We start from the raw sequence: 21790 nt of genomic DNA on the forward strand, positions 1-21790 counted from the left end.
TCGTCATCCTTAGCATTCACGCAGGTAATTGAGTGAGTCTTGATAGGCCTTGGCCGGATCGTCGGCACGAACCCGGCATTCGTACACTACATAACCCTGATAGTTATCGGCACGCAGCCGATCGAACAGGCTGGCGAAATCGAGGCTGCCGCTGCCCGGCTGATAGCGGTGGTTATCAGCAATATGCACATGGCCCAGCAGATCGCGATTGTGATGCAGCGCATCCGTCAGCGAGTCTTCTTCAATGTTCATATGATAGAAATCACCGATGATCTGCACGTGCTTCAGGCCGTTCTCTTCGATATAACGACGCGCGTCGGCCAGGGTATTGATCATATGATCCTGATAACGGTTCAGCGGCTCCAGGTAGACGGTGGTCCCGGTACGCGCGGCGACCTCATCCAGCCAGCGCAGGGAGGCGCTAACCGCTTTGCGGTCACCGTCCAGGCTGCGTGGCGAGGTCATTGGCGGCAGACGGAAGGTAAACATCCCCCAGGCCGCCGGCACGATGATCCCCTTTCCGCCCACTTCAGCCAGGGCTCCCAGTATGCGTTCAATCTGCTGTAAACCGTTCAGACGGCGTTCTTCGATGAAATCCCCGATCCAGCCGTCGTATCCGCCACATGCCGTGGTCACCGGCAGGCCAGTGGCTTTAATAGCGGCTTTAACTTCATCGAGATTTTCCACCAGCAGGCGGCCATCAATTTCATAGCCATCAAATCCCATCACTTTGATATATTTGAATTTTTCCATGATGTTAGTCGGGAAAAAGGCCTGGTTTTGTGTTGCGATCTTCATGATTTGCTGTCCTTAGCTTAAAAAGTGACGCCCATTTTGATACTCAGTTCCGGGTGCTGATCGACATACTTCATATAGCTGTCCGGGCTGGTGGCGAAGGTGACGACCGGGTCGATGAGATCCTCACAGTTGAGATAACCGTTCATCAGCAGTTCCCAGCAGGTCTCTTCAATGCGCTTGCGGCTCCAGCGCGGATAGTCCGGGTTCGGTTCACTGCACGCGCGGGAGAAGACAATCTTCGCGTTGTTGAAATGCGCTTCGCGGCCCAGGTTGAAGCCCGCCGCAAACGGTTTTGCGAACGCCACGTAAGAGATCGTGCCGCCGTAGGCGAGCCCGCGCAGCGCAGATTGCAGCGCATCCGCAAAACCGCTGGTTTCGATGATCACATCCGCACCCTGTTTGCCGGTCAGTTTCTTAATTTCAAGACCGACATCGGTACCGATTGGGTTCAGGCAGTGGTCAGCACCGTGACGGCGGGCGATGTCACAGCGATGTTCGATAGGATCGACACCAATCACCACGGACGCACCGGCCTTTTTCGCCAGCTGAATGGCGATCTGGCCAATCGCGCCCAGCCCGACAACCACAACGAAATCCCCCACGCGGACGTTTGCGTCACGCACGCCGCTCATGGCGAACTGCGCCGGATCGTAGCAAACGGCGTTTTTCCAGGACGCACCCTGCGGCATTTTGCGCAGCTTATAGTTGTTCACCGCGTTGACGATGACCGTCTCCTGCAATGGGCCGTAGCAGCAGACGCTGTCGCTGATCTGGTATTCCGTCACGTCTGCACCACACTCGATGATGTCGCCGACGATCATGTTCCCCAGCTGAAATTTGCCAAATTCGATGCCGCGCGCTGCCCCTTCTTCACGTGGGGTAAACATCTGCCACTCGGCGTTGAACTCTTCATCGATAAACGGGCTTGCCGCGCGAAAATCCACGACTTCGGTGCCGTGCTTCGGTGCGCCATAACGGGCGCGAATTTTCACCTCATGCGCAGCAACGGGACGATCTTCGTATTCCACCAGCGCCGCTACACGAGGCGCTGTCGCAACTAATTTTTTCATGACTCACTCCTTGTTAAAATCGGCCGCCTCAGCCCTTCACGCCGCCGGCGGTCAAACCACTTTTAATAAAACGTTCAGACAGGGCATACATAATGACGACCGGGAGCGCCGTCACCAGCGATGCCGCCATCATTCGGCCCCAGATGTAATCTGGCGTACTGAAGAGCGTGTTCAGCCCAACCGGCAACGTGAAGTTGCTGGAGCTGGACAGGAAAATGGAGGCGAACAGATAGTCATTCCACGCCACCATGAAGCAGTAAACAAAGACCGACACCAGGCCAGAGATCGCCAGCGGCACGGTGATGCGGAAGATAATTTGCAGGCGGTTCAGGCCGTCCATCATGGCGGCTTCTTCAATTTCGTCCGGGATGGTGTCGAAGTAGCTGCGCAGCATAAAGACCGCTGTCGGTAACGTCTGAGTCACCATGGTGACGATCAGCGCCAGCTCGGTGTCATAAATGCCGAGCGCGGTGATGATTTTGAACAGCGGCACCACCAGCAGGATCCCGGAGAACATATAGACGGTGTAAAAGCTCGCATTGATCGTCGTGCGCCCCTTAAAGCGCAGTTTGGACAACGCATAAGCGCCCAGCGTGCCGAGAAACACCGCAATGACCGAGGAGGTCAGCGACACCACCATGCTGTTACGGAAGTAATCCACAAACGGGAAAATCAGCGGGTTAAAAATGTCGACGTAATGCTGAAGCGTCCACTCCTGCGGCAGAATGGTCGGATGCAGCGATATCGCCTCTTTCGCGCTTTTAAACGACGTCATTAACATCACAAAAAACGGAAACAGCGTGATAATCAGAAATACCGCCAGCCCCAGGTAAAAACCGATGCGGCCCAGTACGCGTTTATTTGTTGCCATTGAGGTTTACCCTTTTTCTGGTCAGCAGAATGACGGCGAAGATGATCACAAACAGCACAACGGAGATCGCAGCCGCTTTGCCCAGGTCATTGAATGCGAAGGCCGTTTTGTAGAGATACACGCCCAGAATATCGACCTTCGTGGTCAGCAGATAAACATCCGCGAACATGTAGAACATCCAGATGGTTCGCAGCGTAACCACCGTAGCCAGCACCGGCATGATGGCGGGCAGCGTGACGATGCGAAAACGCTGCCAGGCGTTGGCGCCATCCATCTCTGCCGCTTCGTACAGTGATTTATCAATGGTCTGCAAAATCGCGAGGAACGAGATAAAGGCATACGGGAAGTAGCGCCAGATGGCGAACAGCACCACCAGCACAAAGCTGCTGCCCGGATTGTCGAACCACAGCGGTGCCTGGTCATAGAGATGCAGCAGGTCAACGCCCAGATAGTTCACAATCCCGTAGCCGTTGTTGAACATGTATTTCCAGGCAAACACCAGGGAAATAGACGGCGTCACGTAGGACAGAATCACCAGCGAACGCGCCGTTTTCCGCATACGGAATTCACGGTTAAAGAAGATCGCCACGGCCAGCCCCAGCCCGGTGCTGCCGATCACCACCAGCGCCGTGTACCAGAACGTCATCCACAGGGAGTGCCAGAATGCGGCATCGCCCAGAATGCGAATGTAGTTATCCAGGCCGACGAACGCCGCATCAATACGCGGGTTCAGCGGTAAACGTAAAAAACTGATTTCAATGTTGGAAATCATTGGCCAGGCCACCAGGCCCCCCAGCAAAATCAGGCTGGGGGCCAACAGCAGCATGGCGAAAGGCATATCTGAACGACCAGAAAACAACGTCTTCATAATTCCCTTCGCAAAGCGCTCCTATCGTTGTGATATCAGGTCAGTCAGTTTTTTCTGGCTGTTGCTTAACGTCGCATTGAGATCTTTTTGTCCCACCGTCACGTTATGCACCATGGAACTGATAATGCCGGACCCGGTAACGTCTCCCATGCGGGTAAAGTTTTTGTCGCCCACGGCACCAAACACCTGGACGTTCGGGAACTGCGCAATCAGCTCATATGGCAGTTGACCAAAGGCCTTGATAACGTCGTTGTTTTTCCAGGAATCTGTGCCCACCACGAGTTTGTTGACCGGTAGCGCGGCGCCCGGAGACATCATGACCCAGTCAGAGGCGTTCTGAGCCTGCTCCATCCAGGTGACAAATTTCTCGGCGGCCTGCGTTTCTTCTTCGGTCTGACCGGTGGTGATGGTCAACGAGGTGATCATGCCGTAGACGGCGGAGGATTTTTCCGTCGGGACCACGAAGCCAAGGTTGGCCGGCGAGCCATCTTTGTAGACCGCAGGCAGGATATAGGTGGAATACACGGCCATAGGCGCAGAGCCGTTCATGAAGGCGTCTTTGATCTCCATGACATCGTTCGAACCCGGCATCGTGGTCGCGGCCAGTGCCTTATAAAATGCCAGCGCTTTCGACATTTCAGGGGTATCGATTTCCACGTTGCCGTTTGCATCAAAGACGTTGGCGCCGCCCGACAAGGCAAACTGCGAGAAGGCCTGCTCGGTCATAACGCTTTCTGCGGTTGGAAGCGCAATACCGTAATGTTTTTTAGCCGGATCGTTGAGTGCCTGACTGGCTTTCAGCAGTTGCTCCCAGTTGTGCGGCTCTTCAATACCCGCGGCTCCGAGCGCATCTTTGTGATACCAGATGCCGGACAGCCAGGCGCTAACCGGCACCCCCGTCCATGCGCTGCCATCTTCCGTGCGAACCACACGTAAAATGCCGTCGTAAAATGTCTCTTCGCCCACCGACTTGATGGCGCGGCCGATGGCGTCACGATCCAGCAGTTGCTCTTTATCCATGACTTTGGCGTAATCATGGCTGATCTCAATCACCTCCGGCAGCGCACCGGTACGGGCCAGCGTAATGACCTTGGTGTTGTAGGCATCTTCTTCAACGGGTACCTGCTTCACCGTAATCGTCGGGTTTTCTTTCTCGAATTTCTCGATCAGTTTCGTTATCACCGCCTGGCGTTCCTGTTCCACCGACGAGTGCATAAACTCAATGGTGACCTGAGATGCTTTATCGTCCTTACAGCCTGATAACAGGGCGCACGAAACCAGTGCTGATAACAGCACAATTTTGGGCATTTTCATTTTAGGGTCCTTTTTAGTTTTCTTTAATCCACATTACCTGCCATGGATTGAGGGTCAGATCCGTACCGCTAATATGTTGTCCTGATAATAATTCCTTACCAGATAGCGTTTGCTCATAAACGGTCTGCATTTTATTGCTAAAATTAAATAATGCTGTAATACGTTCGCCATTTTCAGCAACGCGGATAATTTTAAGAATTTGTTCACCCACTGCGTCGAAAACAGCCTGACTGTCTGGATGGAATGCACTTTCCCCGCGACGAATAGCGATAAGCTCACTCAAACGAGAATAAATTTGAGAACGAACACTCTTCTTATTATTCAGTTCGCTATCGACCTGCCCCGCCGTGTATTTTTTCCGGTTAATCGCGCGGTTATAGCCAAGGCGTTCAACACCTTCATAATCGTTACGCGAACCAAGAATGCTCTGAATATAAACGGCCGGTACACCTGGAAAACTTAACAACACGGCATGCGCGAGGATGAACCGGGCAATACGCTCATCATCTGAAATGTCTTGTAAACTTAAGGCATCAAGATAGGTGACATTAATTTCGTAGGGGCTTCGCGTTCCATCAGGGTTATTTTTCCAGTTGACCAGCGCGCCTTCCTGCTGAAGCTTCTCGACCAGCGAGAGGATCTCTGATTCCGGAAGAATGCCGCGCAGCGGATTCAAACCGATACCATCATGCGAGGCCAGGAAGTTAAACCAGGTGGTGTGCGTTGAAGGCAGCGCCAGCGATCCCGCCCACTGGCTGAGGGCTTTAACGTCCTGACAATGAACGGCATGCAGCACCAGCGGAGGTAAGGAGAACTGATAGACCATCTGGGCTTCATTTTCACCATCACCGAAGTAAGAGATATTGTCTTTGTGTGGAACATTTGTCTCAGTGATGATCACCGTTCCGGGTGCAACGGCATCCGTAATGGCGCGGAACAACTGGATGAGACAATGGGTTTGTTCCAGATGGATACAGCTCGTGCCAGGGATCTTCCACATAAAACCGACCGCATCCAGTCGGATGTAACGCGCCCCTTCTGAGAGGTAATGGAGCAGTACGTCCACCATGGCAATCAGCACCTGCGGCGAGGCGAAGTTGAGGTCGATCTGGTCTTCACTGAATGTGGTCCACAGATGACGAACGCTGCCATCATGCAGCGTAAACGGCGTCAGCAGCGGCAAGGCACGTGGACGCGTCACCGCGGATAAATCGGTTTCGGGGTCGACTGAAATAAAGAAATCTTCATAGCCGGGCTTCTGCGCCAGATAATGAGCAAACCATTCGCTTTTCGCTGACATATGGTTGCAAACGAAGTCAAACATTAAGCTGGCTGACTGTTTTAATTCCGCGACATCCTGCCAGGTACCCGTTTCAGGTGCAACGTTGTGATAATCGATAACGGAAAATCCATCATCTGACGACCACGGATAAAAAGGTAATAGATGGACATGGGAAAACGTGCGAGAAAGCCATTCATTATAGAACCGGGTAAATACTGGCAATGCTTTCTCCCCTTTCGCGGAGAACTGATCGGCATAGGTAATCAGAACGACGTCTTTTTCATCCCAGCCTGACTTACGCTTTTCCGTAATATTAACCGCCGCCTGTTCAAGCTTCGTTAATAACACGTTCAGGTGTGCATCTGAAAATGATTCACCGTAAATATGATTGATGAGTTTTTTAATTTTTGCGTTCACTTTATTTTCCATGGTAGCGGTCCCACGGACTGGCAATCTACTCCCATGAAAAATATCTGTCAACGCACCTGTGGGCTGAAAAAGGCATTCTCAAAGCAGCGCAACGCAGTAATGTGAGCTGCCGCAAAGAACGAGAAAAAGCAGAGGGGAAATTCATGCCCTCTCTCTGAGCGAGAAAGGGCTTTTGCGCGAGGGATTAGCGTGAAAGGTAGCGGCGGGAAACGCGTTTCGCCAGTTTCTTTAATAGCGGCTCCAGTGCGACCGCCAGCACCATTCTGACCGGCTTACGGGCAACAGACTTGATCGCCCAGCCAGCCACACCCGCCGGACCATAACGTAATGCCGTCATCAGAACCAGTTTACCTGCGATTTTCAGGCCGGGTTTTACCTTCTGACCGGCCTGTTGCCAGTTTTGTTTCATGTATGTTCTCTCTTAAAGCTGACGAAAACGACTTCTCAGCGTAAAGGTATCGGAGGTGACGTAACGTTCCATCTCGCGCAATCGCTTCTCCCCTGCGCTCAGCTGCTCGTCTACCGCATTGAGGAGATCGCTGCTGGTTGGCGTGTTCTCTGCATCCAGTTCACCGTTCGGCATAGGATCGAGTACAAACGACAGAATGATGTATGCCACCAGAGTAATAAAGGCCAGGCCAAAGAAAATCGACAATACGGTGACCACGCGCACCAGTTTTACCGGGACATCCAGATAGTGTGCCAGCCCGGCGCAAACGCCCCGTACCATGCCCTGCTGTGGAATGCGCCACAGTTTTTTATTCAGATTCAGTCCAGCCATTAACGCTCCCTCCAGTTTGGGTGTTCCGCATCCAGGATAGCTTCCAGCGCCTGAATACGTTCGCGCATTTTGTTTGCCTCAGCAGAGAGCTGCGCCAGCCGCTGCTGTTCACTCTGCGACAGCTCACCGCGTGAAGTGCGGTTGCTGTAGTGCAGCCATAACCAGATGGGCAGAACAAACAGCACAAAAATTGTCAGGGGTATTGCCAGAAAAAGCGCGCTCATGTGTACTCCTTGTTTTGCGATGCGGCACGCTCAGGTGCCGCAGGAATTATTATTGATTATCTTGTTTCATTTTGGCTTTCAGCGCAGCCAGCTGCTCGCTAATTTCATCATCGGCTTTCAGGTCAGCAAACTGCTGATCGAGGGTTTTCTGCTTACCGATGCTGTGGCTTTCGGCTTCCGCTTCCATGTGGTCGATACGGCGTTCGAACGATTCGAAACGCGCCATCGCTTCATCCAGTTTGCCGCTGTCCAGCTGGCGACGCACGTCGCGGGACGAGCTTGCAGCCTGATGGCGCAGCGCCAGCGCCTGTTGACGCGCACGGGTTTCGCTGAGTTTATTTTCAAGCTCACCGATCTCTTTCTTCATGCGGGTCAGGGTATCATCCACCAGCGTCACTTCATGTTCCAGCGTGGCAACCATCTCGGTCAGCTTCTGCTTCTCAATCAGCGCAGCGCGGGCCAGATCTTCTTTATCTTTGCGCAGCGCCAGTTCAGCTTTTTCCTGCCACTCGTTGAGCTGGGCAGTCGCCTGCTCAATACGACGCGTTAACTGCTTTTTCTCTGCCAGCGCGCGGGCGGAGGTGGAGCGTACTTCAACCAGCGTGTCTTCCATTTCCTGAATCATCAGGCGCACCAACTTCTGCGGATCTTCCGCTTTCTCCAGCAGCGAGTTGATGTTGGCGTTCACGATGTCGGCAAAACGAGAAAAAATACCCATAATTCAATCCTCATAGTTCTGTTATCGGGCGATGCCCTGCTGTGTAGTAAATACAATTCCCGTGCCAACTTTTTATCCTATTGATTTTATTGAATCTGATTGATATTTATCCTGCCAGAGACTATTCTCACCTGGTGAATATCACTAAGGAGTGGTTAATTTCATCATGGCTGAATACAAAGACAATTTGCTTGGCGAAGCGAACAGCTTCCTGGAAGTGCTTGAACAGGTGTCACGCCTCGCGCCGCTGAATAAACCGGTGCTAATCATCGGGGAGCGTGGAACCGGTAAAGAACTCATTGCTAACCGCCTGCACTTCCTGTCTGGCCGCTGGGACGGTCCCTTTATTTCGCTTAACTGCGCGGCACTGAATGAAAATCTGCTCGACACGGAGCTTTTCGGTCATGAAGCCGGCGCCTTTACCGGCGCACAAAAACGCCATCCTGGCCGTTTTGAGCGCGCCGATGGTGGAACGCTTTTCCTCGACGAGCTGGCCACAGCGCCGATGCTGGTGCAGGAAAAGCTGCTGCGCGTCATAGAGTATGGCGAACTGGAACGCGTTGGCGGTAGTCAGCCGCTCCAGGTCAACGTTCGCCTGGTGTGCGCCACTAACGCCGATCTGCCCGCGATGGTGGCAGAAGACAAATTCCGCGCCGACCTGCTGGACAGGCTGGCTTTCGATGTCGTTCAGCTGCCGCCGCTGCGGGAGCGACGTAGCGATATCATGCTGCTGGCCGATCAGTTTGCCATTCAGATGTGCCGGGAACTGGGCCTGCCGCTCTTTCCGGGCTTTAGCGAACAGGCCACCGAGACCCTGCTCGGTTACCACTGGCCGGGAAATATTCGTGAACTCAAAAACGTGGTGGAACGGTCCGTTTACCGTCATGGCAGCAGCGAGTCCGAGCTGGACAACATTATACTCGATCCGTTTCGGCGCGAGGTTAAACAGGCCCCTGCCCCGGCAGCGCGCCAGCAGGGTCCGGCGTTGCCGCTCGATTTACGCCAGTTCCAGCATCAGCAGGAGCAGCAGCTGCTCGAGCAGAGCCTGAAAGAGGCGAAATATAATCAGAAACGGGCGGCTGAACTGCTGGGTCTGACCTACCATCAGTTAAGGGCATTGCTCAAAAAACATCAAATGCGCTGACATTATCAGCACTTACCCCCAGACATTTTTACGAAGCAGGCGTAAGTGCGATACACTTTGCAGATCGAATCTAAAAACCTTAAAAACTATGCGCCTGGTTTTATCGTCCCTGTTTGCACTCGGTCTGTTCAGCAATCTGGCCTTTGCTGCGCCCGATCGCGCTGTGCCCCCTGATATCCGTGAGAGTGGTTTCGTCTATTGCGTCAGCGGGCAAGTTGATACCTTTAATCCGCAAAAAGCGGGGAGCGGCCTGATTGTTGATACGCTGGCCGCACAGCTCTACGATCGCCTGCTCGATGTCGATCCTTATACCTATCGGCTGGTTCCGGAGCTTGCCGAAAGCTGGGAAGTGATGGATAACGGCGCAACGTACCGCTTCCGTCTACGCGATGATGTTGCTTTTCAGCACACCCCGTGGTTTACGCCAACCCGCAAGCTCAACGCGGATGACGTGGTTTTCACCTTCCAGCGCATCTTCAACCGCAATCATCCATGGCATAACGTCAACGGCAGCAACTTCCCCTATTTCGACAGTCTGCAATTCGCGGACACGGTCAAAAGCGTGCGCAAGCTGGATAACCGCACCGTTGAGTTTCTCCTGACGCACCCGGACGCCTCCTTCCTCTGGCACCTGGCGACGCACTACGCCTCCGTCATGTCAGCGGAGTACGCGGATCAGCTGACGAAAAAGGATCGTCAGGAACGCCTCGATCGAGAGCCCGTGGGCACAGGGCCGTTCCAGCTGGCTGAGTACCGCGCCGGACAATACATTCGCCTGCAACGTCACGATAATTTCTGGCGCGGCAAGCCGCTGATGCCGCAGGTTATCGTTGATCTGGGTTCAGGAGGAACAGGCCGCCTCTCCAAGCTGCTGACCGGCGAGTGCGACGTCCTTGCGTGGCCTGCGGCCAGCCAGTTAACGATTTTGCGCGACGACCCTCGCCTGCGCCTGACCCTGCGCCCGGGAATGAACATCGCTTATCTGGCATTTAACACCGATAAGCCGCCGCTGAATAATCCGGCCGTGCGCCATGCGCTGGCGTTAGCGATCAACAATCAGCGTCTGATGCAGTCGATTTACTACGGTACCGCGGAAACCGCCGCCTCGATTCTGCCGCGTGCCTCATGGGCCTATGACGGCGAGGCGAAGATCACGGAATATAATCCGGCCAAAGCGCGCGAGCAGCTTAAAGCGCTGGGGGCAGAAAACCTGACGCTACAGCTTTGGGTGCCTACCAGCTCTCAGGCGTGGAACCCAAGCCCGCTGAAAACCGCCGAACTGTTGCAGGCAGATATGGCGCAGGTGGGCGTTAAGGTGATCATCGTTCCGGTCGAAGGCCGTTTCCAGGAGGCGCGGCTGATGGACATGAACCACGACTTAACGCTGGCTGGCTGGTCTACCGACAGTAACGATCCGGACAGCTTCTTCCGTCCGCTACTGAGCTGTGCAGCGATAAATTCCCAGACCAACTATGCCCACTGGTGTAACCGTGAATTTGATGCCGTGCTGCAAAAAGCGCTGGCGTCCCAGCAGCTTGCGTCACGCATTGAAGCCTACGATGAGGCGCAAAATATTCTGGCCAGAGAGCTTCCCGTATTGCCGCTTGCCTCTTCCCTGCGCCTTCAGGCCTACCGTTACGATATTAAAGGGCTGGTACTTAGCCCGTTTGGTAACGCCTCCTTCGCGGGCGTGACCCGTGAGAAAGAGCAAGAGGTGAAAAAGCCATGATTATATTTACCTTGCGTCGGCTGCTGTTACTGCTGGTCACCCTGTTCTTGCTGACCTTTGTCGGCTTTAGCCTTAGCTACTTTACGCCGCACGCTCCGCTTCAGGGCTCTTCCCTCTGGGACGCCTGGCTGTTCTGGTTTAACGGCCTGCTGCACTGGGATTTTGGCGTGTCCAGCATCAACGGACAGCTCATCTCCGAGCAGCTTAAGGTGGTGTTCCCGGCCACCATGGAGCTGTGTATACTCGCCTTCGGCTTTGCCCTTATGGTGGGGATCCCGGTGGGGATGCTGGCGGGAATTTATCGCAATAAATGGCAGGATAAATTCATCAGCGCGCTTGCCTTAATTGGCTTTTCTATCCCAGTCTTCTGGCTGGCGCTGCTGCTAACCCTCTTCTTCTCATTGACGCTGGGCTGGTTGCCGGTGTCGGGGCGTTTTGATCTGCTGTATAACGTGCAAACGGTGAGCGGCTTCGCCATCGTTGACGCCTGGCTTTCTGATTCCGTCTGGCGCGACGAAATGATCGTAAGCGCGTTGCGCCACATGGTGCTGCCGGTGCTCACGCTGGCCGTCGCGCCCACGACAGAAGTGATCCGCCTGATGCGTATCAGCACCATCGAAGTCTTCGAGCAAAACTATGTTAAAGCCGCGGCCACGCGCGGACTGTCTCGTCTGACGATTTTGCGCCGCCACGTGCTGCACAATGCATTGCCGCCGGTGATCCCCCGTCTTGGGCTGCAATTCTCAACCATGCTGACGCTGGCGATGATCACCGAGATGGTCTTCAGCTGGCCGGGCCTTGGGCGCTGGATGATCAACGCGATTCGCCAGCAGGACTATGCGGCTATCTCCGCCGGCGTGATGGTGATTGGCTCACTGGTTATTATTGTTAACGTTGTTTCCGATATTTTGGGTGCCATGGCCAACCCGTTGAAGCATAAGGAATGGTATGCCTTACGATAACGTCTACAGCGAAAAGCGCACGCCCGGTGCGCTACGTACCGTGTGGCGTAATTTTTACGGCGACACCACGGCAATGATCGGCTTTTACGGCTGCATTGGCCTCGTGTTGCTGTGCGTTTTGGGTTCGTGGTTTGCGCCGTATGGCATCGATCAACAGTTCCTTGGTTACCAGCTTTTACCGCCGTCATGGTCGCGCTACGGGGAGGTTTCCTTCTTCCTCGGTACTGACGATCTCGGACGCGACGTGCTAAGCCGTCTGCTGAGCGGCGCGGCCCCTACGGTGGGCGGTGCATTTGTGGTAACGCTTGCCGCAGCGATCTGCGGCCTGGCGCTGGGTATTTTTGCCGGATCAACCCACGGGCTGCGCTCAGCCGTGCTTAACCATATTCTGGATACCCTGCTCTCTATTCCTTCGCTGCTGCTGGCAATAATCGTCGTGGCCTTCGCGGGGCCGCACCTGACGCACGCGATGTTTGCCGTCTGGCTGGCGATTCTGCCGCGTATGGTGCGCTCGGTTTACAGCCTGGTTCATGACGAACTGGAGAAAGAGTATGTCGTCGCCGCCCGTCTGGACGGTGCCACCACGTTCAATATTCTGTGGTTTGCCGTGCTGCCTAATATTGCCGCTGGGCTGGTGACGGAGATCACCCGCGCCCTGTCGATGGCGATTCTGGATATCGCGGCGCTGGGCTTCCTTGACCTGGGCGCGCAGCTCCCTTCTCCGGAATGGGGCGCTATGCTCGGCGATGCGCTGGAGCTGATTTACGTTGCGCCGTGGACGGTCATGCTGCCGGGCGCGGCCATTATGGTGAGCGTTCTGCTTATCAATCTGCTGGGCGACGGGATCCGCCGCGCAATCAATGCGGGGGTGCAATAATGCCGTTACTTGATATCCGTAACCTCACCATCGAAATCAAAACGGGTGAAGGCTGGGTTAAAGCCGTGGATCGCATCAGCATTACCCTTGCAGAAGGCGAAATCCGCGGTCTGGTGGGCGAATCGGGTTCAGGTAAAAGCCTGATCGCCAAAGCCATTTGCGGCGTGTCGAAAGACAACTGGCGCGTCACCGCCGACCGTATGCGCTTCGACGACATCGACCTGTTGCGTCTCTCACCCCGCGAACGCCGCAAGCTGGTGGGCCATAACGTCTCGATGATTTTCCAGGAGCCGCAATCCTGTCTTGACCCGTCCGAGCGCGTGGGCAAACAGCTGATGCAGAACATCCCCGGCTGGACCTATAAAGGCCGCTGGTGGCAGCGTATCGGCTGGCGTAAGCGCCGTGCCGTTGAGCTATTGCACCGCGTCGGGATCAAAGATCATAAAGACGCAATGCGTAGCTTTCCGTATGAGCTGACCGACGGTGAATGCCAGAAAGTGATGATAGCTATCGCCCTGGCCAATCAGCCGCGTCTGCTGATTGCGGATGAACCCACGAACGCGATGGAGCCAACGACCCAGGCGCAGATTTTCCGCCTTCTTACGCGTCTGAATCAGAATAACAACACCACCATTTTGCTGATCAGCCATGACCTGCAAATGCTCAGCAAGTGGGCGGATAAAATTGACGTGATGTATTGCGGACAGACGGTAGAAACCGCGCCAAGTGAAGACCTGGTGACGACGCCGCATCATCCCTACACGCAGGCGCTGATTCGGGCGATCCCTGACTTTGGCAGCGCGATGCCGCACAAGAGCCGTCTGAATACCCTGCCCGGCGCGATCCCCCTGCTGGAGTCGCTGCCCATTGGCTGCCGTTTGGGTCCGCGTTGCCCGTATGCTCAGCGTAAATGTATTGAAACACCGCGCCTGACAGGGCCGAAAAACCATCTGTTTGCCTGTCATTTCCCGCTGAACATGGAGAGAGAGTGAAATGGTCGAAACCTTACTGGAAGTGCGTAACCTGAGTAAGACCTTTCGCTATCGTACAGGCCTGTTTCACCGTCAGACCGTCGAGGCGGTTAAACCGCTGAGCTTCACGCTGCGCGAAAAGCAGACGCTGGCGATTATCGGTGAAAATGGTTCGGGCAAATCGACCCTCGCAAAAATGCTCGCGGGCATGGTAGAGCCGAGCGGCGGTGAAATACTGATTGACGATCATCCTCTGGAATTTGGCGACTACTCTTTCCGCAGTCAGCGCATTCGGATGATTTTTCAGGATCCGTCGACGTCCCTCAACCCGCGCCAGCGTATTTCCCAGATCCTGGACTTCCCGCTGCGGTTGAATACTGACCTGGAGCCGGAAGCGCGTCGCAAGCGCATTGTCGAAACCCTGCGTCTGGTAGGCCTCCTGCCCGACCACGTGAGCTATTACCCCCACATGCTGGCCCCGGGCCAAAAGCAGCGTCTCGGTCTGGCCCGCGCGCTGATCCTGCGCCCGAAGGTGATTATCGCCGACGAAGCGCTGGCGTCGCTGGATATGTCGATGCGTTCGCAACTCATCAACCTGATGCTGGAGCTACAGGAAAAGCAGGGGATCTCGTATATCTACGTGACCCAGCACCTGGGCATGATGAAGCACATCAGCGATCAGGTGCTGGTGATGCACCAGGGTGAAGTGGTTGAGCGCGGCAGTACCGCTGACGTGCTGGCCTCCCCGCTCCACGATCTGACAAAACGCCTGATTGCCGGACACTTTGGTGAAGCGTTGACGGCGGACGCGTGGCGGAAAGATCGTTAGCCGTTGCGTAACCCGCTTGCCAGCAGAGTAAACACCTCAATGGCATGCGGCAGCGTCTTCTGCGGCTCATCGCTCGCGGCAATCATCAAAGCAGCATTCAGCGCAGCGCCGTTTAGCAAATGGGCTGCGACTTTCGCATCCATTTTTTTAAGCACGTTGCGTTCGATTAATGTTTCGATGGTCTGGCGAGTCGACTCAAGACAGCTGTTCTGGCTGGGCCATTGCGCCGGATCGCCCAGAACGGACGGGCCGTCAAGCAGCACGATGCGCTGAACTTCCGGAACGAGCGCCATGTTGATGTAGGCGATACCCTCCGCCAGCAGGCGCTCCCAGTCATCGTCTGCGGCTGCGGCAACGGCTTTCGCGTTGGCCGCCATTTCGCTGTCTATCTGCGCGACCACCGCCGCCAGTAATCCTTTCTTATCGGTAAAATTATGATACAGCGCGCCGCGCGTTAACCCCACGCTTGCCGTCAGTTCATCCATCGACGCTGCGGCATAGCCTTTTTCAGCAAAAGCCTTCCGCGCCGCCTGAATCATTTTTTCGCGATTTTCCTGAGCCGTTTCAGCACGACGTTTTGTAGCCATAGAACTTCCTATAAAAGCGGTATTTTTAATTTGACATACGCGGCGTATGTGAATTACCTTTTTTTCACATACATCGCGTATGTTACTTCTCTTAAGTAACCACAACAACACCTCTGACAGAAAAGGAAATGCCATGCCTCCACGTAATCCTGTCTTCCCTGCCAGTCGACATGCCCTTTATGAAGAGCATGGCTATTCGGCTGCCATTCGCTCTGGCGATCTGTTATTTGTTTCCGGTCAGGTCGGCAGCCGCAGCGATGGCACGCCTGAACCTGACTTCGCCGCTCAGGTGCAGCTCGCATTCGATAATTTACAGGCGACTCTGGCCGCCGCAGGATGCACGTTTGACGATCTGATTGATGTCACAACGTTTCATACCGATCCTGAAAACCAGTTCCCCGTCATCATGGAGGCGAAAAAACGGGCCTTTCCGCAGCCACCTTACCCCAACTGGACGGCTATCGGCGTTAACTGGCTGGCCGGATTTGATTTTGAAATTAAGGTTATTGCCCGAATCCCCTCGCCAGCGAATGAATATCCGCCCCTGTAAGCGTGAAGGCCAGCTTCTGGTTGGATGAGGCGAACCCAGCACCCGGTGATATACTGCTGGAATACGCACGAAACAGCCTGATGAAGCGTCAGTTCAACGTCTTCCATGAGCCCAGTCAACGCCCTGAAGCGAGAAATATCGTGACACAAGGGGCTGTGAGTGGGCTATAATTTCGAGCTAATTTCGAATGATTTTGAAATACTGCCTGTAACGCTATGAATTACAAGGCAAAATAAGCAATGAATATAAGGATTAAAGCTATGGGTTTTCTTTCCGGTAAGCGCATTCTGGTGACTGGCGTTGCCAGCAAACTGTCCATCGCATACGGCATCGCACAGGCTATGCATCGCGAAGGCGCTGAGCTGGCGTTCACCTACCAGAACGACAAGCTGAAAGGCCGTGTTGAAGAATTTGCCGCGCAGCTGGGTTCCAGCATTGTTCTGGAATGTGACGTTGCACAAGACGAAAGCATTGATGGCATGTTTGCTGAACTGGCAAAAACATGGCCGAAATTCGACGGTTTTGTTCACTCCATCGGCTTCGCTCCAGGCGACCAGCTGGACGGCGACTACGTGAACGCGGTTACCCGTGATGGCTTCAAAATCGCGCACGACATCAGCTCTTACAGCTTTGTTGCGATGGCAAAATCCTGCCGCGCAATGCTGAACCCGGGCGCAGCCCTGCTGACCCTGTCCTACCTGGGCGCAGAACGTGCTATCCCTAACTACAACGTGATGGGTCTGGCGAAAGCGTCTCTGGAAGCCAACGTACGCTACATGGCGAACGCAATGGGTCCTGAAGGCGTGCGTGTTAACGCCATTTCTGCGGGTCCAATCCGTACCCTGGCCGCTTCCGGCATTAAAGATTTCCGTAAAATGCTGGCACACTGCGAAGCGGTTACCCCGATTCGTCGTACCGTTACCATTGAAGATGTGGGTAACTCTGCGGCATTCCTGTGCTCTGACCTTTCCGCGGGTATCTCCGGCGAAGTGGTTCACGTTGACGGCGGCTTCAACATCGCTGCAATGAACGAGCTGGAAATCAAATAAGCCTGTAACTCTCTTCCCGCCAGGGAAGAGAGTTTTCTCCCTCCCCGCACGTCGTTATTCCGTTCTGCTATTTGTTATCACCTAACAATATTTTTCCCCTCATCCGCCTTACGCCAGGATATTGATCGCCATTTTGAGATCAAGGAACGCCCATGGAACAACGCCGTTTTTCCGGCAAAGGCCACTGGTATCATGAAACCCAGTCGAATCATTCGCAGACGGATGTTCTGCCGCTGGTGCCTGAAGCCGCTAACGTCGACGATCGTTTTTTGCTCGATTTAGCCCTGCCTGATGACATCCTCGCAAGCTGCGCTGGCTGGCTCACGCCTGCCCGAGCTCTCTGTCACCTCCTGTTCCCGCTTGATACTCCTGTTAACCGTCTGCACACGCTTAGCGCCTACGACAGGCTGAGTACGGCCTTAACGGTTGCGCAGGCGTGTGGCGTCCAGCGGCTCTGTAACCACTACGCGGCGCTGCTCGCCCCCCTTCCGGGCCCCGACTCTTCCCGGGAAAGCAATCGACGCCTTGCAGAAATCACCCAGTATGCCCGCCAGTTATCCAGCTCGCCCGATGTCATCGACGATAAAGCCCAATACCAGCTTGATGAGGTTGGACTCACGACGTATGACATTGTGCTTATCAACCAGATCATCGGTTTTATCGGTTTTCAGGCACGCGTAGTCGCGGTGTTTCAGGCGCTGCTCGGCCACCCGGTACGCTGGCTGCCCGGACACCACATTCAGCCCCATACGCTACCGGTCAGCTTCCGCAGATGGGCCGCCACGCTACCTGCGGTTGAACTAAAATATGCCAGCGCGCTTCAGCTTGAGGCACTCTCACGCTGGCAGACGGAACCGGCGCTACAGGCGCTCACGCCGGTGCTGTGCCATGAACCGATGCTGCTTAATCTGACGGGCGACATTCTGGTTAACCATCCGCAAAGCGAAGGCCCCTCCTCTTCGATGCTCTCAGCCGCCCATACGCTGCTCGCCGCTTCGCCGGATCGCTTTAGCGCCGCCCAGTTAACGCCTTTAACCGAGTCGGGTATCCCGCCAGAAATCGCCATTAATTTGCTCACCCGGCACGCGTTTTACGGCTGGCTGGACCGCCTGCGCGTGGCGCTCGGCAGAGAGGAATAACCGTACTCTTTACCTAAAGAGCGCTTGCTGTAGCAGTGAGAATCGCGTAAAACTGTCAGCCGCTCAATGGCTACGAAAATAGAACATTATGTTTCAGGACAACCCGCTGCTTGCGCAGCTTAAACAGCAACTGCATTCCCAGACGCCGCGTGCAGAAGGGGTCGTAAAAGCCACGGAAAAGGGCTTTGGCTTTCTGGAAGTTGACGGACAAAAGAGCTACTTCATTCCGCCTCCTCAGATGAAGAAAGTGATGCATGGCGACCGCATTTCGGCCGTTATTCATACCGAAAAGGAACGAGAGTCTGCCGAGCCGGAAGCACTGATCGAGCCTTTCCTGACCCGCTTTGTCGGGAAAGTGCATAAAAAAGACGATCGTCTCTCTATCGTGCCGGATCATCCTCTCCTGAAAGAGGCTATTCCGTGCCGCGCCGCGCGTGGCGTTGAGCATGATTTCGTAGAGGGTGACTGGGCCGTTGCTGAGATGCGCCGTCATCCGTTAAAAGGCGATCGCGGCTTTTACGCCGAGCTGACCCAGTTCATCACCTTTGGCGACGACCACTTCGTGCCGTGGTGGGTGACGCTGGCGCGCCATAACCTGGAAAAAGAGGCGCCGGATGGCGTGGCGACAGAAATGCAGGACGAGGGACTGGAGCGTCGCGATCTGACCGGGCTGGACTTTGTCACCATCGACAGCGCCAGCACCGAGGATATGGACGACGCGCTGTACGCGGAAGAAGCCGCGGATGGCAAACTGCATCTGACCGTTGCGATCGCCGACCCTACCGCATGGATTGTCGAAGGCAGCAAGCTGGACGAGATGGCCAAAGTGCGTTCATTCACCAACTACCTGCCGGGCTTCAACATCCCGATGCTGCCGCGCGAACTTTCCGACGACCTCTGCTCCCTGCGTCCCCATGAAGTGCGTCCAGTACTGGCGTGCCGCATGACCATCGCGGCTGACGGTACCATTGAAGAAGATATCGAATTCTTCGCCGCCACCATCGAATCCAAAGCCAAGCTTGCCTATGACAACGTCTCCAACTGGCTGGAGAACACCGGTAACTGGACACCTGACTCTGAGAATATTGCCGCGCAAATTCGCCTGCTGCACCGCGTCTGCCTGAGCCGCAGCGAATGGCGTCAGACCCACGCGCTGGTCTTCAAGGATCGCCCTGACTACCGTTTCGTGCTGGGTGAAAAAGGCGAAGTGCTGAACATCGTCGCTGAGCCACGCCGTATTGCCAACCGCATCGTTGAAGAAGCGATGATTTCCGCCAACATTTGTGCCGCACGCGTGCTGCGCGACAAATTAGGCTTTGGCATTTACAACGTGCACACCGGGTTCGATCCGGCAAACACCGAAGCGCTGGCTGCCCTGCTGAAAACCCATGACGTACACGTTGATCCTGAAGAAGTGCTGACCCTGCAAGGTTTTTGCAAACTGCGCCGCGAGCTGGACGCGCAGCCGTCAGGGTTCCTTGACAGCCGTATTCGCCGTTTCCAGTCCTTCGCGGAAATCAGCACCGAGCCAGGCCCGCACTTTGGTCTCGGTCTTGAGGCGTACGCCACCTGGACCTCCCCGATCCGTAAGTACGGCGACATGGTTAACCATCGTCTGCTGAAAGCGATCGTTAAAGGGGAATCCGTTGCCCGCCCACAGGATGATACGACGTTGCAGATGGCAGAGCGTCGCCGTCTGAACCGTATGGCGGAGCGTGATGTCGGTGACTGGTTATACGCGCGCTTCCTGAATGATAAGGCAGGAACTGACACCCGTTTCCCGGCTGAAATTATCGACATCAGCCGAGGCGGTATGCGCGTACGTCTGGTGGATAATGGCGCCGTAGCCTTTATCCCTGCCCCGTTCCTGCATGCCGTTCGCGACGAGCTGGTTTGCAGCCAGGAAAACGGGACCGTGCAAATTAAAGGCGAAACGGTTTACAAGGTCACTGACGTGATTGATGTCACCATCGCTGAAGTTCGTATGGAAACCCGCAGCATTATCGCGCGCCCTGTCGCCTGATAATCACCTGGAATATCGGCCATCTTCTTAATGGATGGCCGATACTTCTCTCCCGTAGTATCTCCCGCAAAATCATCGTTTTTACTCACACTTTTCAGTCTCCCACCGCCATGTATACCGCGGGGTGGAGAGCGCGAAAGAAGACGCCTTTCTGACGAAGAACGGCGTCAACGAACGGCAGGGTTATCTTTTAGCTCAGCCCATGCCTGCTGCCGAATTCGAGCGATGGCTAAAGCACTATCAGGCCAGGAATGCCCGTTAGGGCAATTTTAGACTAATCCCCCCTACAACCCGCAGCCTGCGGGATTTACATTTCTCACTTTCATTTAACGAATTTGGTTATTGCATTTTTTACCTTCTCTTTTGAATCAATTTTCTGCATCATTGATAATATTAACTTTTCGCTTCAGGGTGAGTTTATGTCTAACATTGATGCAGCAGCCGTGGCACAGCGTATCGATACCGTGCTGGATATTCTTGTCGCGGGCGATTATCACTCTGCTATCCGTAATCTTGAGATCCTCAAGTCTGAACTGCTGGCTGAGAACGGCGCCGATAACGCACCAGACTCCACTCAACCAAAAGCCCCGTGGGAAGTGTAACCACGTCGTTTCCGCCTTTGTCTTTTAAATGGATGCTATGAATTCCCGACAACAAATCATTTTGCAGATGGTGATCGATCAGGGACGCGTTAGCGTGGTCGATCTCGCTAAAGCCACCGGCGTTTCTGAAGTCACCATCCGTCAGGATCTGAATCTTCTGGAAAAACAGAGCTACCTGCGTCGTGCGCACGGTTATGCCGTTCCACTGGACAGTGACGACGTCGAAACCCGTATGATGAACAATTATGCGCTCAAGCGGGAGCTGGCGGAGTTTGCGGCATCCTTAGTGAATAACGGTGAGACCGTCTTTATTGAAAATGGCAGCAGTAACGCCCTTCTGGCACGCACGCTTGCCGATCAAAAAGATATTACCATCATCACCGTCAGCAGCTATATCGCCCACCTGTTGAAGGAAACTCGCTGCGAGGTGATCCTGCTGGGCGGTATTTACCAGAAGAAAAGCGAAAGCATGGTCGGGCCTTTAACGCGTCAATACGTTCAGCAGGTTCACTTCAGCAAAGCCTTTATTGGTATTGACGGCTGGCAGCCTGACACCGGTTTTACCGGCCGCGACATGATGCGCTCCGATGTGGTTAACGCCGTGCTCGCCAAAGAGTGTGAAGCGATTGTGCTGACCGACAGCTCTAAGTTTGGAGCAGTGCACCCGTATACGATGGGGCCTGCTTCGCGCTTCAGCCGCGTAATTACGGATGAGCGTTTGCGCGAGGAATACCGCCAGCAATTAGAACAGGACGGCCTGACTGTCGATATTGTGAAAAAAACGGCCTGATTATCCTGCTGCGCCCGAATAAAGGGCGCACTTAAACCTTTCTCTGAGATTATTCCGATCCCTCCTTTAAGAGTTTTTACCTGTTGAAACCTTTCTAAATACGTACAATTAATATTAGCGATATAACAGGAAGTGACTATCACCTGCGTGATGATGAAACGCCTGCGCGACCAGCTTTCACGG

Annotated in this window: 23 protein-coding genes; 12 read left to right on the forward strand and 11 right to left on the reverse strand. The window is 54.6% G+C overall.

Features of this window, described 5'->3' with window-relative positions; genetic code table 11:
- Window positions 1-9: 9 nt before the first annotated feature.
- The 10 genes from IM300_RS20590 to pspA form a co-directional block, all read right to left on the reverse strand.
- Window positions 10-798, reverse strand: a complete 789-nt coding sequence (locus IM300_RS20590; protein WP_193038127.1) for a sugar phosphate isomerase/epimerase — start codon at window positions 796-798, stop codon at window positions 10-12.
- 17 nt (window positions 799-815) lie between these two features.
- Entirely contained in the window at window positions 816-1868 is a 1053-nt protein-coding gene (locus IM300_RS20595; RefSeq protein WP_193038129.1) for a zinc-binding alcohol dehydrogenase, read from the reverse strand.
- A 28-nt stretch (window positions 1869-1896) separates the two neighbouring features.
- Window positions 1897-2739 (reverse strand): carbohydrate ABC transporter permease, encoded by an 843-nt coding sequence (locus tag IM300_RS20600; protein WP_063866579.1) that lies wholly within the window; start codon window positions 2737-2739, stop codon window positions 1897-1899.
- Entirely contained in the window at window positions 2726-3607 is an 882-nt protein-coding gene (locus IM300_RS20605; RefSeq protein ID WP_102750156.1) for a carbohydrate ABC transporter permease, read from the reverse strand. Before IM300_RS20605 ends, IM300_RS20600 begins: the two co-directional genes overlap by 14 nt.
- A 21-nt stretch (window positions 3608-3628) precedes the next feature.
- A complete protein-coding gene (locus tag IM300_RS20610; RefSeq protein WP_193038131.1) occupies window positions 3629-4921 on the reverse strand; it encodes an ABC transporter substrate-binding protein in 1293 nt (430 codons plus the stop codon).
- Between the two features lie 13 nt (window positions 4922-4934).
- The gene (locus IM300_RS20615; protein ID WP_193038133.1) at window positions 4935-6632 is read right to left on the reverse strand and encodes a sugar phosphorylase; all 1698 of its coding nucleotides are present in this window, start codon (window positions 6630-6632) and stop codon (window positions 4935-4937) included.
- 184 nt (window positions 6633-6816) lie between these two features.
- On the reverse strand, window positions 6817-7041 hold the full coding sequence (gene pspD / locus IM300_RS20620; protein ID WP_063866575.1) for a phage shock protein PspD: 225 nt from the start codon (window positions 7039-7041) through the stop codon (window positions 6817-6819).
- Window positions 7042-7053: 12 nt separating this feature from the next.
- Window positions 7054-7413: an envelope stress response membrane protein PspC gene (gene pspC, locus IM300_RS20625; RefSeq protein WP_193038135.1), complete on the reverse strand. Its 360-nt coding sequence runs from the start codon at window positions 7411-7413 to the stop codon at window positions 7054-7056.
- Window positions 7413-7637: an envelope stress response membrane protein PspB gene (gene pspB / locus IM300_RS20630; RefSeq protein WP_063452294.1), complete on the reverse strand. Its 225-nt coding sequence runs from the start codon at window positions 7635-7637 to the stop codon at window positions 7413-7415. The genes pspC and pspB overlap by 1 nt, the downstream gene beginning before the upstream one ends.
- Window positions 7638-7686: 49 nt before the next feature.
- Window positions 7687-8355, reverse strand: a complete 669-nt coding sequence (pspA, locus tag IM300_RS20635) for a phage shock protein PspA (protein WP_063452293.1) — start codon at window positions 8353-8355, stop codon at window positions 7687-7689.
- 151 nt (window positions 8356-8506) lie between these two features.
- Here pspA and pspF point away from each other — a divergent pair, with 151 nt between their 5' ends.
- From pspF to sapF, 6 genes are all read left to right on the forward strand, one after another.
- On the forward strand, window positions 8507-9499 hold the full coding sequence (gene pspF, locus IM300_RS20640) for a phage shock protein operon transcriptional activator (protein ID WP_180979062.1): 993 nt from the start codon (window positions 8507-8509) through the stop codon (window positions 9497-9499).
- Between the two features lie 88 nt (window positions 9500-9587).
- Window positions 9588-11228: an ABC transporter substrate-binding protein SapA gene (gene sapA / locus IM300_RS20645; RefSeq protein ID WP_193038138.1), complete on the forward strand. Its 1641-nt coding sequence runs from the start codon at window positions 9588-9590 to the stop codon at window positions 11226-11228.
- Window positions 11225-12190, forward strand: a complete 966-nt coding sequence (sapB, locus tag IM300_RS20650) for a putrescine export ABC transporter permease SapB (RefSeq protein ID WP_063452290.1) — start codon at window positions 11225-11227, stop codon at window positions 12188-12190. The genes sapA and sapB overlap by 4 nt, the downstream gene beginning before the upstream one ends.
- A complete protein-coding gene (gene sapC / locus IM300_RS20655) occupies window positions 12177-13067 on the forward strand; it encodes a putrescine export ABC transporter permease SapC (protein WP_063452289.1) in 891 nt (296 codons plus the stop codon). The genes sapB and sapC overlap by 14 nt, the downstream gene beginning before the upstream one ends.
- Window positions 13067-14059 (forward strand): putrescine export ABC transporter ATP-binding protein SapD, encoded by a 993-nt coding sequence (sapD, locus tag IM300_RS20660; protein WP_193038140.1) that lies wholly within the window; start codon window positions 13067-13069, stop codon window positions 14057-14059. Before sapC ends, sapD begins: the two co-directional genes overlap by 1 nt.
- 1 nt (window position 14060) lies before the next feature.
- Window positions 14061-14867, forward strand: coding sequence for a putrescine export ABC transporter ATP-binding protein SapF (gene sapF / locus IM300_RS20665; protein ID WP_003856838.1), 807 nt, complete (start codon window positions 14061-14063; stop codon window positions 14865-14867).
- Here the strand turns inward: sapF and IM300_RS20670 are convergent.
- Window positions 14864-15454 carry a TetR/AcrR family transcriptional regulator gene (locus tag IM300_RS20670; protein WP_193038142.1) on the reverse strand — a complete coding sequence of 197 codons (591 nt, stop codon included), beginning with the start codon at window positions 15452-15454 and terminating at the stop codon, window positions 14864-14866. The two genes, sapF and IM300_RS20670, sit on opposite strands and share 4 nt — an antisense overlap.
- Window positions 15455-15587: 133 nt before the next feature.
- On the opposite strand from IM300_RS20670, the gene IM300_RS20675 reads away from it, so the two are divergent.
- The 6 genes from IM300_RS20675 to IM300_RS20700 all read left to right on the forward strand — a co-directional run bounded on the left by IM300_RS20675 (window position 15588) and on the right by IM300_RS20700 (window position 21607).
- Window positions 15588-16004, forward strand: coding sequence for a RidA family protein (locus tag IM300_RS20675; protein WP_063866569.1), 417 nt, complete (start codon window positions 15588-15590; stop codon window positions 16002-16004).
- 260 nt (window positions 16005-16264) lie between these two features.
- Entirely contained in the window at window positions 16265-17053 is a 789-nt protein-coding gene (fabI, locus tag IM300_RS20680; protein WP_193038144.1) for an enoyl-ACP reductase FabI, read from the forward strand.
- Between the two features lie 152 nt (window positions 17054-17205).
- Window positions 17206-18192, forward strand: a complete 987-nt coding sequence (locus IM300_RS20685) for a CMD domain-containing protein (RefSeq protein WP_193038145.1) — start codon at window positions 17206-17208, stop codon at window positions 18190-18192.
- A gap of 88 nt (window positions 18193-18280) precedes the next feature.
- Window positions 18281-20215, forward strand: coding sequence for an exoribonuclease II (locus IM300_RS20690; protein WP_063866567.1), 1935 nt, complete (start codon window positions 18281-18283; stop codon window positions 20213-20215).
- Window positions 20216-20634: 419 nt separating this feature from the next.
- Window positions 20635-20817 carry a hypothetical protein gene (locus IM300_RS20695; protein ID WP_063867062.1) on the forward strand — a complete coding sequence of 61 codons (183 nt, stop codon included), beginning with the start codon at window positions 20635-20637 and terminating at the stop codon, window positions 20815-20817.
- Window positions 20818-20854: 37 nt separating this feature from the next.
- Window positions 20855-21607, forward strand: coding sequence for a DNA-binding transcriptional regulator YciT (locus IM300_RS20700; RefSeq protein ID WP_107535470.1), 753 nt, complete (start codon window positions 20855-20857; stop codon window positions 21605-21607).
- The last annotated feature ends 183 nt before the right edge of the window (window positions 21608-21790 follow it).

This window comes from Enterobacter cloacae complex sp. I2 (assembly GCF_014896205.1).
GTDB classification, from domain to species: Bacteria; Pseudomonadota; Gammaproteobacteria; order Enterobacterales; family Enterobacteriaceae; genus Enterobacter; species Enterobacter quasihormaechei.